The organism is Clostridium sp. Marseille-Q5894 (assembly GCF_946902305.1).
Lineage (GTDB): Bacteria > Bacillota_I > Bacilli_A > Erysipelotrichales > Coprobacillaceae > Thomasclavelia.
In genome coordinates this window covers 528,331-540,211 of sequence record NZ_CAMPPT010000001.1, presented here as the reverse complement: position 1 = coordinate 540,211, position 11,881 = coordinate 528,331, and the positions used below count along the sequence as shown (strand labels likewise).

At 31.3% G+C, this 11,881-nt stretch carries 17 protein-coding genes and 1 other annotated feature; of the genes, 1 reads left to right on the top strand and 16 read right to left on the bottom strand.

From position 1 onward, the window contains the following. Together OC535_RS02610 and OC535_RS02605 are read right to left on the bottom strand one after the other, a co-directional pair. A partial coding sequence (locus tag OC535_RS02610; RefSeq protein WP_498823072.1) for an AAA family ATPase occupies positions 1–1,528 on the bottom strand: 1,528 nt, incomplete at its 3' end. Between the two features lie 17 nt (positions 1,529–1,545). Continuing rightward, on the bottom strand, positions 1,546–3,108 hold the full coding sequence (locus OC535_RS02605; RefSeq protein ID WP_498823071.1) for an AAA family ATPase: 1,563 nt from the start codon (positions 3,106–3,108) through the stop codon (positions 1,546–1,548). Positions 3,109–3,372: 264 nt separating this feature from the next. Between OC535_RS02605 and OC535_RS02600 the strand changes: the two genes are divergently transcribed. Beyond that, positions 3,373–3,657 carry a transposase family protein gene (locus OC535_RS02600; protein WP_498823070.1) on the top strand — a complete coding sequence of 95 codons (285 nt, stop codon included), beginning with the start codon at positions 3,373–3,375 and terminating at the stop codon, positions 3,655–3,657. Between the two features lie 204 nt (positions 3,658–3,861). On the opposite strand, the gene obgE is transcribed toward OC535_RS02600, so the two are convergent. From obgE to OC535_RS02530, 14 genes are all read right to left on the bottom strand, one after another. Continuing rightward, a complete protein-coding gene (gene obgE / locus OC535_RS02595; RefSeq protein WP_227052436.1) occupies positions 3,862–5,148 on the bottom strand; it encodes a GTPase ObgE in 1,287 nt (428 codons plus the stop codon). Positions 5,149–5,211: 63 nt separating this feature from the next. Further along, positions 5,212–5,493, bottom strand: coding sequence for a 50S ribosomal protein L27 (gene rpmA, locus OC535_RS02590; protein WP_227052473.1), 282 nt, complete (start codon positions 5,491–5,493; stop codon positions 5,212–5,214). A 6-nt stretch (positions 5,494–5,499) separates the two neighbouring features. Further along, positions 5,500–5,823, bottom strand: coding sequence for a ribosomal-processing cysteine protease Prp (locus OC535_RS02585; protein WP_027090637.1), 324 nt, complete (start codon positions 5,821–5,823; stop codon positions 5,500–5,502). Continuing rightward, positions 5,823–6,131, bottom strand: a complete 309-nt coding sequence (rplU, locus tag OC535_RS02580) for a 50S ribosomal protein L21 (RefSeq protein ID WP_024720883.1) — start codon at positions 6,129–6,131, stop codon at positions 5,823–5,825. The genes OC535_RS02585 and rplU overlap by 1 nt, the downstream gene beginning before the upstream one ends. A gap of 14 nt (positions 6,132–6,145) precedes the next feature. Then, positions 6,146–6,214 (bottom strand) — a sequence feature (ribosomal protein L21 leader region). Between the two features lie 40 nt (positions 6,215–6,254). Then, positions 6,255–6,998: a zinc metalloprotease gene (locus OC535_RS02575; RefSeq protein WP_227052437.1), complete on the bottom strand. Its 744-nt coding sequence runs from the start codon at positions 6,996–6,998 to the stop codon at positions 6,255–6,257. Next, positions 6,973–7,542: a M23 family metallopeptidase gene (locus tag OC535_RS02570; protein WP_227052438.1), complete on the bottom strand. Its 570-nt coding sequence runs from the start codon at positions 7,540–7,542 to the stop codon at positions 6,973–6,975. The genes OC535_RS02575 and OC535_RS02570 overlap by 26 nt, the downstream gene beginning before the upstream one ends. A 49-nt stretch (positions 7,543–7,591) precedes the next feature. Beyond that, the gene (gene minD / locus OC535_RS02565) at positions 7,592–8,371 is read right to left on the bottom strand and encodes a septum site-determining protein MinD (RefSeq protein WP_024720886.1); all 780 of its coding nucleotides are present in this window, start codon (positions 8,369–8,371) and stop codon (positions 7,592–7,594) included. After that, on the bottom strand, positions 8,364–8,939 hold the full coding sequence (locus OC535_RS02560) for a septum site-determining protein MinC (RefSeq protein ID WP_024720887.1): 576 nt from the start codon (positions 8,937–8,939) through the stop codon (positions 8,364–8,366). Before OC535_RS02560 ends, minD begins: the two co-directional genes overlap by 8 nt. Further along, positions 8,914–9,447, bottom strand: a complete 534-nt coding sequence (locus OC535_RS02555; protein ID WP_024720888.1) for a hypothetical protein — start codon at positions 9,445–9,447, stop codon at positions 8,914–8,916. Before OC535_RS02555 ends, OC535_RS02560 begins: the two co-directional genes overlap by 26 nt. After that, positions 9,440–10,294, bottom strand: a complete 855-nt coding sequence (gene mreC, locus OC535_RS02550) for a rod shape-determining protein MreC (protein ID WP_227052439.1) — start codon at positions 10,292–10,294, stop codon at positions 9,440–9,442. Before mreC ends, OC535_RS02555 begins: the two co-directional genes overlap by 8 nt. A gap of 59 nt (positions 10,295–10,353) precedes the next feature. Next, positions 10,354–11,031, bottom strand: coding sequence for a RadC family protein (gene radC, locus OC535_RS02545; RefSeq protein ID WP_024720889.1), 678 nt, complete (start codon positions 11,029–11,031; stop codon positions 10,354–10,356). Then, positions 11,028–11,414 (bottom strand): SPOR domain-containing protein, encoded by a 387-nt coding sequence (locus tag OC535_RS02540; protein ID WP_024720890.1) that lies wholly within the window; start codon positions 11,412–11,414, stop codon positions 11,028–11,030. Before OC535_RS02540 ends, radC begins: the two co-directional genes overlap by 4 nt. A 65-nt stretch (positions 11,415–11,479) precedes the next feature. Continuing rightward, positions 11,480–11,623, bottom strand: a complete 144-nt coding sequence (locus tag OC535_RS02535; protein ID WP_498823068.1) for a hypothetical protein — start codon at positions 11,621–11,623, stop codon at positions 11,480–11,482. A 1-nt stretch (position 11,624) separates the two neighbouring features. After that, the gene (locus tag OC535_RS02530) at positions 11,625–11,783 is read right to left on the bottom strand and encodes a hypothetical protein (RefSeq protein ID WP_162832140.1); all 159 of its coding nucleotides are present in this window, start codon (positions 11,781–11,783) and stop codon (positions 11,625–11,627) included. Positions 11,784–11,881: the final 98 nt, after the last annotated feature.

The following is an 11,881-nucleotide window of genomic DNA, read 5'->3' as shown; positions in this document are numbered from 1 at the left end:
GCTTCTTTGTCTCTTTATTATAACTGATCCCAATCAACAGTAAATTATCTAAATACTTTTCTAATCCAAAATAATATTTCTTCTCTTTGATTTGATCTATTGCTGTCTCTACCTCCTGATCCCATTTCAATTCAACGATCAATGCCGGTTTATCATCTTTGGGGATAAAAACCATATCCGCATACCCTTTTCCTCCAGGCATTTCTCTTATTATCGTATAATGATTCCTTGCTGCCATATATGCTATCGATATCGTATATGATAGAGCATTTTCATTATTATATGTTAATATCGCTGTATCTAAATGGGCTTCTTCTAGATACTTGGCTACCGCTTCTTCGTCTTTTTGCCATGTTGCTTCTAATAATTCCTGACTGTTCAATAAGGCTCTTGTTGTTTCTTTCCAGTTGGAATCTTCAATTGAATTAATAAAAGCACTCGTTACTTCTTTATTGGGAATATAACATTTTTGATTCTCTCTATTATATCCTAGATAACCTAGATGTATCAGCAGTGTCAAGACATCATCTTTTGATTTGAACGTCGTCATATCATTTTGAAATTTATCAGTATTGATCCTTACATCCTCTCCTGCTAAAAGTTTTACTACTTCATCTTTCAAGCCATCATAATTCATATCGATATAGACTCTTAATGCTTCATATGTTTCGGTATTTGTCCAGTAGTTATCAAACTTCTTTCTAGTAATTGAAGCAACTACTGATCTTGGTGAAAACACAGATATTTCTTTGGTCAATTGATAACCATCATACCACTGTTTCATCATTTCAAAACTAACATCATATTTTATACATAAATTTTCCACTTCTTTTTCTGTAAGGCCCATGAATTCAGGTAACAGTCCAGGATCAACCATCGAGATTTCATCAAACATATTCAAAGCACTATGGGTTCCATATTTCTTAATTGGCAGGATTCCCGTCATATAGACCAGTTCGACATATGGCTGTTCTTTGAATAACAGTCTTAAATAATCCAGATATTTTTCCTGAGCTTCTTTATCCTCTTTATATTCTCTAAAGATACAGTCCCATTCATCGATGATAAAAACAAATTGTTCCCCTGTCTTTGCAAATATATCTTCAAATGACATTGATAAACTTGTCTCATCAAACAACTCAACATCATATTCTTTTTTTATCTCATTGATTATTCTTTGCGTTAAAAGTTTTATCATCTTATCAATATCTTCGCTGTTGCTTAAAAACTTTTGAACGTCGATATGAATCACATTATGTTTATTTATATGCTTTTGATATAATTCTGTTTGACTTATTTTTAAATCGTTGAATATATCCAATGAATCACAGCCCTTAGAATAATAAGCCACTAACATATTAGCATCGGTGCTCTTTCCAAACCTTCTTGGTCTTGATATACAGATATTTTTTTGTGGTGTTTTTATAACTTGATTTGTGTAATCTATCAACAAAGACTTATCAACAAAGACTTTGCCGTTTTTTGTTTCTGAATATCCATTATTAGCTGGATTTAAATATATTCCCATCCTGTCACCTCCTTTGATCACTGTCTATATTTTTCAATTTTACAACTGTGCTTCTTTGTCTCTTTATTATAACTGATCCCAATCAACAGTAAATTATCTAAATACTTTTCTAATCCAAAATAATATTTCTTCTCTTTGATTTGATCTATTGCTGTCTCTACCTCCTGATCCCATTTCAATTCAACGATCAATGCCGGTTTATCATCTTTGGGGATAAAAACCATATCCGCATACCCTTTTCCTCCAGGCATTTCTCTTATTATCGTATAATGATTCCTTGCTGCCATATATGCTATCGATATCGTATATGATAGAGCATTTTCATTATTATATGTTAATATCGCTGTATCTAAATGGGCTTCTTCTAGATACTTGGCTACCGCTTCTTCGTCTTTTTGCCATGTTGCTTCTAATAATTCCTGACTGTTCAATAAGGCTCTTGTTGTTTCTTTCCAGTTGGAATCTTCAATTGAATTAATAAAAGCACTCGTTACTTCTTTATTGGGAATATAACATTTTTGATTCTCTCTATTATATCCTAGATAACCTAGATGTATCAGCAGTGTCAAGACATCATCTTTTGATTTGAACGTCGTCATATCATTTTGAAATTTATCAGTATTGATCCTTACATCCTCTCCTGCTAAAAGTTTTACTACTTCATCTTTCAAGCCATCATAATTCATATCGATATAGACTCTTAATGCTTCATATGTTTCGGTATTTGTCCAGTAGTTATCAAACTTCTTTCTAGTAATTGAAGCAACTACTGATCTTGGTGAAAACACAGATATTTCTTTGGTCAATTGATAACCATCATACCACTGTTTCATCATTTCAAAACTAACATCATATTTTATACATAAATTTTCCACTTCTTTTTCTGTAAGGCCCATGAATTCAGGTAACAGTCCAGGATCAACCATCGAGATTTCATCAAACATATTCAAGGCACTATGGGTTCCATATTTCTTGATTGGCAAGATTCCCGTCATATAGACCAGTTCGACATATGGCTGTTCTTTGAATAACAGTCTTAAATAATCCAGATATTTTTCCTGAGCTTCTTTATCCTCTTTATATTCTCTAAAAATACAGTCCCATTCATCAATGATAAAAATAAAACTTTCATTAGTGTAAGCAAATATTTGTGATAATACCCTTGATAAGATATCTTTTCTTATAAATTTAATATCTCCATATTCTTCAATTAGTTCAAATAAAATTGATTCGTTTATATCTTTGATCATTTCCTGAATAGAATCATTAACACTTAAAAACTTTTGGATATCAAGATGAATCACATTATGTTTATTTATATGCTTTTGATATAATTCTGTTTGACTTATTTTTAAATCATTGAATATATCCGATGAATCACAGCCCTTAGAATAATAAGCCACTAACATATTAGCATCGGTACTCTTTCCAAACCTTCTTGGTCTTGAAACACAGATCTTACAATCATTAATTCCCATCAAACTATTAGTATATTCTATCAATAATGATTTATCTACATATATTGGATTCTTTGTCGCCTGTAAAAATGACATCTTCCCTGGATTTAAATATATTCCCATGTTATCACCCTTTCCATATCATTATACCATCTTTATATCTAAAACACTTCTTTTATTTTTCTAACTTTTTCGACAAATAATAAAAAGGCTAAAATAATCGATATCTAAATTAGTGTGGGGTCGACCCCTAGGTATAAAGTTTCATGGGGTCGGCTTTTTTTGTACTTTAAACTTTCGTGGGGTGCTCTTATAGTATGAAAAAATCCTTTCATGATATGATTGTTTTTGCAGATACAACCATATTTGAAAGGAGAGTGTTATCTCATGGATTATGATACTATAAATTTATTGGGTTTACAACCTGACGATATTCAAGATATCAATATTGTTAGATCTCGCGATATTATAAACATTAATGTTACTTTAACTAAAAAGATTAAATCCTGCCCCTGTTGCAGTAGTTTGAATGCTAATGTTAAAACCTATAAATCAAAGAAAATTACTCATTCTATTTTCAACACTAATAAAACCGTCATCAATTACAGATGTAGAAGATTTATATGTAAAGACTGTCACAAAAACTTTAAAAAACAGATAATAATTAAATAAAATGGTTGTTTCGGCATATTAAAAGTATCATTCTTGACCCCACGGTATTGAATGATACTTTTTCAACTATAAACAGAAGTGGGGTCACCAAAACCCCACTTTATTTTAGAGTCTCATTTTTTTAAACCCCACGGAAATTTAGAGACCCAAAATAATCTGGTTAATTATTTTATTTAGCCTCAACATTATAAAATGATAATTTGATTACTCATAATAATCAAATTCAAAATCCGCAATAGCAACATTATCGCCATCTTTAGCTCCGGCATTTCTTAGAGCATCATCAACACCCATATTTCTTAATTTGATCAATAAACGTTTTAAAGAATCATCACTTACTAATGAAGTCATCGCTACCATTCTTTCAATCCGTTTACCAGTGATCTTCCAGTTTCCATTACCCAAATTATGTAATTCAAATGGTTTTTCTTCTTCATCATTCATTGTATAAAGAACTGTATTTTCTTCGTCACTTTCTTCCAGTGTAAACGCTGGAGTAGCAGCTAAAGTATCTGCAATTGCATATAATACTTGGTCAACGCCATCATGGATGATAGCACTAATTGGAAAAACTTTAACTTCATCACCAGCTAATTCTTTAAAACGAGCTAGATTTTCTTCAGCCCCTTCTTCATCCATTTTATTAGCAACAACGATTTGAGGCCGTTCTAATAAACGATACTGATATTCACCTAATTCCTTATTTATCGTCACATAATCCTCGTACGGATCCCGACCATCAACAGCTCCCATATCAATAATATGAACGATTACCCGACAACGTTCGATATGTCTTAAAAATTGATGTCCTAACCCTTTGCCTTGCGCTGCTCCTTCAATCAGCCCTGGTAAATCAGCCATCACAAAACTACGCCCATCTTTTACCTGTACTACTCCTAAATTCGGTACGATCGTTGTAAAATGATAATCTGCTATTTCAGGACGAGCTCTAGAAACAACGGAAAGTAAAGTTGATTTTCCAACTGATGGAAAACCTACTAATCCAACATCAGCCAATAACTTTAATTCACACTGTAAATCAAATTTTTCCCCCGGTTCACCGCGTTCACAAATTTGCGGAGCCGGATTTCTTGAAGTTGCAAAACGGGCATTTCCACGACCACCACGACCCCCTTTAGCAATAACTACACGCTGTTTATCTTCAGTTAGATCTGCCATGATCTGATTTGTTTCCTCATTGATGATTACTGTTCCAACCGGAACCTTGATCAACGTATCAATAGCATCTTTACCGTGCATTTTTTTAGCCATTCCATTTTGTCCTGAAGGCGCTTTATATAAACGATTATATTTTAAATCCAATAAAGTTGAAAGTGATGTTGTAGCTTCAAAAATGACACTACCACCTTTTCCTCCATCACCACCAGCAGGTCCACCTTTAGGAACATGGGCTTCACGTCTAAAAGCAACTGTTCCATCACCACCCTTACCGGCTTCAACTCTAATTTTTGCCTTATCAATAAATTGCATAAATCCACCTCTTTTCTTATTATTTACCAATCGATACAAAAAAATCCCTTTTCAGGGATTAAATTATGCAGCTGGATAAACTGAAACTTTTTTTCTATCTCTACCAAGTCTTTCGAATTTTACGATCCCATCAACTGTAGCAAATAAAGTGTCATCTCCACCTTTTCCTACATTAGTACCTGGATGAATTTTAGTTCCTCTTTGTCTATAAATAATAGATCCTGCTGTGCAAAATTGCCCATCAGCTAATTTAGCTCCTAATCTTTTTGATCTAGAATCACGACCATTTTTAGTTGACCCTACCCCTTTTTTAGAAGCGAATAATTGTAAATCTAATTTGAACATCATATGTTACACCTCCACTTTAGATATTTCAATAAATTGTCCATAATCTTCAGCCATAGTATCCAAAGTTGTCTCAAGCGTCTCTAGCACCACTTGGCAAATCTCATCTACTTGTTTTACGATTATGTTTATATATCCTTCATTAACTTCGATCGTTCCAATATGATCATCTAAAAATCCTTTTTTAACTAGCATATTTAATGTTCCTATACTACTTGTAGAAACACCTGCACAAACTAAATCTTTGCCATAAACATCACTATTAGCATGACCAGTTATTTTGAAATTAATGATTTGATTTTCTTTTTTTTTAATTAATACTTTGATCATTATCCATTGATAGCATTGATTACTAATTTTGTATAAGGTTGTCTATGACCTTGTTTTTTGTGATAATGTTTTTTAGGGTTGTATTTATAAACAACAACTTTCTTTTCTTTACCATGTTTTTCAACAGTAGCTTCTACAGTTGCCCCTTCAACATAAGGAGCTCCTAATTTAGTAGTTTTATCACCAACTAATAATACTTTATCAAAAACTACTTTTTCTCCTGCTTCAACATCTAATTTTTCTACAAAAATAGTATCTCCAGCTTCAACTTTGATTTGTTTTCCACCTGTTTCAATAATTGCGTACATATCGCACCTCCTATAAATATTCTAAGACTCGCCAACCAAGGCAGCATTGCTTTAATACCTTTTATGTGCGGTTGTAGCTAGAGGTCTACAACAGTTGCATTATATTAAATTTATGTCCTAAAGTCAATCTGTTTTTAGCTTTTTTATTAAAAATTGTAACATTTGCCTTTCATTATATGTCTTTCCATCAATTACATAGATATTATAATAAGGTCGATAAAAATTAAAATTATAATTGATCTTACAATGCTTATACTGACTACCCTGCATCCTTTTTAAATAAAGACGGATGATCATATATCGAAATTCTTTAATATATTCATAGTTAGCGTACAGTAAATAAAAATACACCAGCAAATAACCAATCTTGTTATATAAGACGATTAATATCGATAAAGCAAACAAAGATATTTTTATTTGTAATTTGATTGCTTGATAATAATCTTTGATCAAAGACAATAAAAGCAGTAAGATCTTAGAACCATCTAATGGATAAATAGGTAAAAAATTAAAAATAAATACCAAACGATTAACTTCTAATAAATACTGATTTTGAATAAATATTTCAATTATAAAATAAATAGGTAAATGTACTGATAACCCTGCCATCAACATGATCAATTCTTCACAAACATGATGCATTCCATAATCATTGACACTTAAAAAAGCCCCAAAAGGAAATATCTCAACTTTTTCAATTTCAAAATTAAATTTTTTAGCAAAATAATAATGTCCATACTCATGAATACAAACAATCATTAAAGCACTAATATAATTAAAGAAATTATTATTTATAATACTAATCAAGATATACATCATAGTAAAAGGATGGATATACCAGTTATTCCATCCTTTGATACTCTTCATAACTTATCTCTTTACCAAGATAATCAAACTGCAAAATAAACTTTTCATTATAACTTCCTAGAACCATCCCTTGATCTACCTCATCATACAGTGTCACCATTACATTATCGATCTCACTATAAGTGATCGTTACATTATTTTTACCTAAAATAACAACATGACTACCTAAACTTTCATCCGTTCCTACCTCGATAACTCTCCCCGCTTCAATGCTTAAAACCTCATTACTATTATTTTTATAGTAATCATCTTTTACATGCTGATAACTGATTTCACTAGATACCGGGGTCTCATTTGAAGGTAAAAACGAAAATAGCGTATCTGATAACCAGCTGGTAACCATTTTATAATTAGCATCATTTAAAATTATTTTCTTTAGATTTGAATCAGGGTTTAATTTAACATACGACATCGAAACTAAAACCACTAAAATCACGACCATAAATTTAACCATAAAATTATAAAACCGCTTAAAATTATCATCATTTAAAGGTTTTTGACGCCTTTTATGCATACGTTTTCTTACATCATCAAGATCATTCATCATATCACCTAATTCATTATATGATAACAATTTATATTAAAGACTTAAATCATGAATAAAAAAATCGACGAATTAAACTTTTCTTTTTATATTTCACATATGGAACCTGATGTCCTAATAAACGTTTTGCGATATTTAAAAAGCATGTATGTAATAAGTGCTGCTGATCTAAAAAGATCGGTACACCACGATTATTAGCTTCTATCATATCATGACTATCATATACAATTCCCAATAACGGCAATGATAAAATTTCTTTAGCATCATCGATCGTTAACGAACGAGAACTTTCAATATCATCAAGATTAACTTTATTAACTACCATATTAATCGTATTAATACCTTTTTTCATCAATAGCCCCACAACTCTATCGGCATCACGTAATGATGATACATCAAGATTGACAACTACGATTGCTTCACTAGCTAACGATGCTGAATATTCAAATCCTTTTTCAACACCTGCCGGACTGTCTACAATAATAAAATCAAAATCTTTACTTAACCTTTCAATCAAAGAATTCATTATCTTTGTATCTAAATTTTCAAATGATAATGATTTGCACGACGGTAATAAACTCAATCCAGCTATTCTTTTATCTTTAACCAAAACCTGTTCAATTGTACAACGACCTTCAACTACATCATTTAAATCATAAACTACTCTATTTTCTAAACCCATCATAACATCCAAATTTTTGAGTCCAAAATCACCATCAATCAAACAAACTTTAAATTTAGAATACGCTAAAGCACTAGCCAGATTGACACTTATACTGCTTTTACCTACCCCGCCTTTACCAGAAGTAACTACTATAACTCTAGACATAAATCATGTCCCCCTTATCTAAGAATATTTCATTGTCTTTATAATAAAGCATCGTAAGTTCAAAACTTGTATAATTTTGTCGAGATACTCCATTAATTCTAACATGAGCATTTTTAAAACATTGTCCACTGATCTTCGCATCAGCATTCATTCCCTCAACAAAACCACACACTTTTCCCATCACATATAATTTTCCGCTAAAACGCACGATTGCTCCAGGATTTATCTGTCCAATAATCAAAGTATCTTGATCTAATTCTAAAACTTCACCTGAATGAATCGTCTCTTCAATTACTTTGATCTTATTTTTATGTTCTTTTTTTATCATATTAATGCCATCAAATAACAAAACTTGTTTTTCAAATAATAGTTCTAATAATTTTGATAATTCATGAATACTCAAAATTCGACTTTTAAAATCAAAAAAAGCCTTTGGATAATAACCATCACTTTTAAGTAATGGAGACTCTAAAAGACTTTTTAATTCACTTATTAAACTATTAAATTCTTGACTATCATCAAAAACAAAAACTAGATGACCATTAACCCCTTTTACTTTGATATGCATTGATCTTACCCTCGAATCCTAATTTCTTATGGATAAAATATACTGGTGCAATTAAAAATAAATTAACCGCTACAGTTGGCAACAAACGATTTATCATAAAAGTTATTATCGAAAGTTGCGTAATATTTGTTATCCACACTAACCAGTATAACACGATCTCTTGCGCGATTATTGTCACAATTACAGCGATATACATTTCTAAAAGGGTAAAAGTCGCTAATTTAGTATATTTTTTTCCTAAAAAAGCATATAAACAATACAGTAAAACATATATTAATAAACTATTAGCATAAACGATTGCATAATACAACCCTGTTACCGTTGCAAAAATATAGCGATGTTCATCACCAATAGTATTATTCAACAAGGTAAACATCATCAAACCAATACAAGGTATAATTGTGATTCCCGATTTATCAAAATTAAAAGGAAGATAATAATTGATAACACTATCAATTACAAAACTAAGCGCCATTACTAAATAATAACGATATAATTTTTTATTCATCATCATTTCCTCTAAAAACTACTGAAACATAACTCAAATCACTAAAATCCTCAGCCGGTTTAACTTTAAGGGTCTTGGTTGTACCATCATTAGAAACATCTATAACCTCAGCTGTTCCTATGTAAATTCCTTTAGGGGCTTTTTGATCACCACCTAAGCCAGAAGTAATAACCTTAGCATTATCTTCTAGTTTATCGACATCACTCAATAATGTTACCTCATAACATTTACTTTCAACATCATAACGCTTTAATAAACCATAAACATTTTGGTCACCATTCATAATTTGAACTGGTAAATCGGAAACAGGTTTTTCCGTTGTCAATAATTGAACAGTAGCACTAACTTCAGTTACCGAAGTTACTTTCCCCACCATTCCTTTAGAAGCAACAACTACCATGTCTTTGCTTACACCAGCCATACTTCCTAAATCAATCGTTATTTCATTGGTCCAGCTGCTGGCATCACGAGCAATGACAGTTGCCGTCTTTACATTATAATCAGTTGGTAAATGACTAAGATCTAAAGCTTTTTTCAAATCATCTATTTCCCCTGATAAAACATCAGTATTAACTTCAACACTCGCATAAGCCGCTAATCTAGCTCTTAAAATCTTATTTTCGTTATAAACATCCTTTAATTCATTGTATTCACTAAATAAGCCACTTACAAACTCAATTGGTTTTTTTATCACATAATACTCTACTACAGCCACTGAATCACTGATCATTCTTTCAATTCCCCATTGTGTTCTTGAAAAAATTAATGAGATACTTGAAAAAACAATAATTGCAATTGTAATTATTAAAATGATTCTTCTGTTTCGTTGTTTCTTTCGATTATTCAAATTATCACCTCACATGCTGATACCATTATAAGGCATTAATATAAAATAATCAATTAACTTTAGACTTCAATAATTTCTTTTGAAGCAAAACTATAAAATTTATTTCTTCCAATTATTAAATGATCGATAACTTCAATTTCCAATTCTTCAGCCATTTTATATAAACGTTTCGTCGTTTCAACATCTTCTGATGAAGGTGTAGGATTACCTGAAGGATGATTATGAATCACCATGATTCGACTACTGCCACATATCAGTGCTTCTTTAAATAGCTCACGTCCACTAATAATTGAAATATTGTTACTTCCAATAAATACTGTTTTTTCCTTCATCACTTCTAATCTTGAATTCAAACATAAAATTATTACTTTTTCCTGTTGTTCAAACATCAATTTATCTTTAACGAGATTATAACCATCGATCGGTTCTTTAATAACTGACGATATTCCTTGTACTTGTCTTAATCTTTTTGTAAGTTCAATTACTGCCAATATTTCAATGGCTTTAGCCTTCTTGATTCCCTTGATCAAAACAAGCTGATGATAAGTTATATCTTTTAAATAAGCTAAGCCCCCAACTTCATTGATCAATCGCTGCGCCAACTCTAAAACTGACTCCTGCTTATTACCTGTCCGTAAAATCAAGGCAAGTAATTCAACATTACTCAAACTTTCAATTCCGTAATAATAAGCTTTTTCTCGTGGTCGTTCTTCTTGGGGATAATTTTTTATTTTCATGATCCTAGCTCATTAATGATGGCTTCATAATTTTGCTGTTCAATAACTTCTTTAAAACTACTATCAAATTGTACTTGTTTGATCACACAGGTAATTCCCTTTTCACTAATTGTATTTCCCATCTTTTTAGCCTCCTCTTCATCTAAAAATATTCCAGTAATAACAACAAAATTATTATCTTTTTGATACTTATAATTCGGTTGCTGCAATTCCGTTAATTTTGCTACCATTTCATTGGCATTTTCATCCTGCTTATAAATTCCTACCTGCACTATGTAAGCATTGATCTTACTTTGAATAGATGAAAAAAACTTTAGATAAAATCCTCCAAACAATAATGATAAAAGCATTGATACGACAACAACTAACCTAACTACCTTCATATTCCACCTCCAATAAAGAATATGCATATAGTTATAAAATATGAAAGGCTTTTTAGCCTTTCATATTAACGACTTCTCGTAACCGAATAATGACTTCTTATTACTCTTGCTACATTGACTGCTCCGCTAACGGCAATCAATGTAATAATAAAAGGTAAAGCAAACCCACCACTGACTTGTTTTTGTGATGCAACAGGCAATTCTTTCATTTTAACGCCACTCAATTGAAATAATTCTAGGTATCGATACTCTTCCAGCCGTTGACTTTGCCATCTTATAAACAGCAGCACCCATAACCACACAAAAGAAAATAGTTGTAAATCCACCACCAGAAATTTGCATCTGACTACATAATTGCAATTCATTCATTTTTCATTTCCTCCTTATCTAACCCCACACTTTTATTAAACCTCTTATTATTATTTACCCTCAAATTATTGATTTTACTTCAAAAAATAATTTTTTTA

Coding starts and splice junctions, on each gene's coding strand:
- OC535_RS02605 (WP_498823071.1), bottom strand. CDS start 3,108: ATGGGAATATATTTAAATCCAGGGAAGATGTCATTTTTACAGGCGACA.
- OC535_RS02600 (WP_498823070.1), top strand. CDS start 3,373: ATGGATTATGATACTATAAATTTATTGGGTTTACAACCTGACGATATT.
- obgE (WP_227052436.1), bottom strand. CDS start 5,148: ATGCAATTTATTGATAAGGCAAAAATTAGAGTTGAAGCCGGTAAGGGT.
- rpmA (WP_227052473.1), bottom strand. CDS start 5,493: ATGTTCAAATTAGATTTACAATTATTCGCTTCTAAAAAAGGGGTAGGG.
- OC535_RS02585 (WP_027090637.1), bottom strand. CDS start 5,823: ATGATCAAAGTATTAATTAAAAAAAAAGAAAATCAAATCATTAATTTC.
- rplU (WP_024720883.1), bottom strand. CDS start 6,131: ATGTACGCAATTATTGAAACAGGTGGAAAACAAATCAAAGTTGAAGCT.
- OC535_RS02575 (WP_227052437.1), bottom strand. CDS start 6,998: ATGAAGAGTATCAAAGGATGGAATAACTGGTATATCCATCCTTTTACT.
- OC535_RS02570 (WP_227052438.1), bottom strand. CDS start 7,542: ATGAATGATCTTGATGATGTAAGAAAACGTATGCATAAAAGGCGTCAA.
- minD (WP_024720886.1), bottom strand. CDS start 8,371: ATGTCTAGAGTTATAGTAGTTACTTCTGGTAAAGGCGGGGTAGGTAAA.
- OC535_RS02560 (WP_024720887.1), bottom strand. CDS start 8,939: ATGCATATCAAAGTAAAAGGGGTTAATGGTCATCTAGTTTTTGTTTTT.
- OC535_RS02555 (WP_024720888.1), bottom strand. CDS start 9,447: ATGAATAAAAAATTATATCGTTATTATTTAGTAATGGCGCTTAGTTTT.
- radC (WP_024720889.1), bottom strand. CDS start 11,031: ATGAAAATAAAAAATTATCCCCAAGAAGAACGACCACGAGAAAAAGCT.
- OC535_RS02540 (WP_024720890.1), bottom strand. CDS start 11,414: ATGAAGGTAGTTAGGTTAGTTGTTGTCGTATCAATGCTTTTATCATTA.
- OC535_RS02535 (WP_498823068.1), bottom strand. CDS start 11,623: ATGAAAGAATTGCCTGTTGCATCACAAAAACAAGTCAGTGGTGGGTTT.
- OC535_RS02530 (WP_162832140.1), bottom strand. CDS start 11,783: ATGAATGAATTGCAATTATGTAGTCAGATGCAAATTTCTGGTGGTGGA.